Origin of the sequence: Prevotella falsenii DSM 22864 = JCM 15124 (assembly GCF_000613945.1) — a bacterium.
Lineage (GTDB): Bacteria > Bacteroidota > Bacteroidia > Bacteroidales > Bacteroidaceae > Prevotella > Prevotella falsenii.
Map to the genome: position 1 here is coordinate 1 of NZ_BAJY01000076.1, position 1665 is coordinate 1665.

The 1665-nt window shown below is 39.0% G+C and carries 2 protein-coding genes; both read right to left on the minus strand.

What is annotated here, in order from left to right; genetic code table 11:
* Window positions 1–192 precede the first annotated feature (192 nt).
* Window positions 193–573, minus strand: a complete 381-nt coding sequence (locus JCM15124_RS12460; RefSeq protein WP_024999663.1) for a lipocalin family protein — start codon at window positions 571–573, stop codon at window positions 193–195.
* A 216-nt stretch (window positions 574–789) separates the two neighbouring features.
* Window positions 790–1611: a DUF4595 domain-containing protein gene (locus tag JCM15124_RS12465; protein WP_024999664.1), complete on the minus strand. Its 822-nt coding sequence runs from the start codon at window positions 1609–1611 to the stop codon at window positions 790–792.
* Between the last annotated feature and the right edge of the window lie 54 nt (window positions 1612–1665).

A 1665-nucleotide genomic window follows, 5' to 3' on the forward strand; every position in this document is an offset into this window, starting at 1 on the left:
GTATTTCTTTAGGCATACCATTAACGAAAACCTTTTTAGGGTTTACCTCCACTTCAGTGGCATTCTTGCCTCCATTAGGTTTGTCGTCGTCGTCGCCACATGCTGTAAATGTGAAAGTGGCAGTTAAGGCTATCGCTAAAAGCCACATAAAATTAGATAATTTCTTCATTGTTTTTTATATTCTTTTGTTAGTTAGTTTGCGCGTTTATACACAATGTCGGTACCGCATTGATTTAATGTTTGCTTTTCCGTATTTAGCTCAAAAGTGTCGGTAAGCTCCATTTTCTCACCATCGAAAACACTTGTTCCGTGAATGGCAATGGTGCTGTCGTTCACTTTTTGCCAACGGTCGTAAGGCAAGGTCGGCATATTGACAGAAGCTGCTACGCCGTTTGCCTTCAGTTCGATGCCCATTTCTGTTGTCGAATCGGTGGGAACAATGGTTGTCCAGCGTCCCAAAAGGCTAACAGTATCGGCTTTTTCTACATTGTTTTTCTTCGATACGTTTCCACAACTCGTAAAGATTACGGAAATGGAGAATATGGAAAAACAAAGAAATATATTTCTTCTCATATTCCAATTATTCTAAATAATTCGGCAGCAAAGGTATAAATAATTGCCTATACAACTGAATGTTCTGCTTTAAAAAGTCTAAAACTATCTTTCTTATCCTTACATTTTATTTATAAAATAAAGGGATTGTATTTCTTTTTAACATCGACAAGGGCAACGAAGGTTTAGTTTCGTTGCCCTTGATTCCTTGTTTATATATTCTTATTTTATGTTTCCTTACCAAGAAATTCTCTTCGTATCGTCTCCTTCTGAAAGACTCGTCGGGTAACCGTTCGCATTGAACTTCCATCTGAAGGTTGTTACTTCGTTCTCTTCATCAACAGAACGTACCGGCAGATGCTTTGTAGGCTTTCCCAACAACCCGGCATAGTAAGCAAATTGCAACTCTTCTACATCTATATCGAACGTTGTATCGAAGAACATCAGGTTACCTTTGTTCAGGATTGGCGAAGCTACGGTATTCGAAATATAGTAAATATCGTGTCTGTCTTTTTCTCTTCCTGCCGATACCACCGACGTTCTCACGATATTGCCATCTTTGTAGGTAACGTAAGTTGTTTCGTATCCGTCTTCCGAACTTACCACCTTGGCGAGTTGTCCGTCCGCATTGTATTCAAATTCCCATGTTTCTGTCTTGGGAGCTTTGCCTCTTTCGTATTCCGTTTCATCGCAGTGCTTCACATATCCGTCTTTGTTCAGGAATAGGTTATACACCTTTCTGTCATCATCATCGGTTACCGTCATCACCACATCGGGAGCGTTTGTGTTGCCCGAACCGGCAACTTTGTATTCAAATTCTACTTTATCTCTGCCCCTATACTTCTTCATGAGATATACCTGCCCTTGGGTATTTCTCGCAATAGAATAGCCATCTACGGCTTTAGGCATACCATTAGTGAAAATCTGAGTCAGGCTTTCAGAAACATTAGCAGAGCCTATGACTTCATTATGTACATTATTATTATCTCCACACGCTGTTAATGTTGTAGCACTTAACAATACTGTCAAGAGCCACGCATAATTAAATAATCTTTTCATCGCTATTATATATTTGTTATTAATTAATTAACTTGCACGTCTATACATTAATAA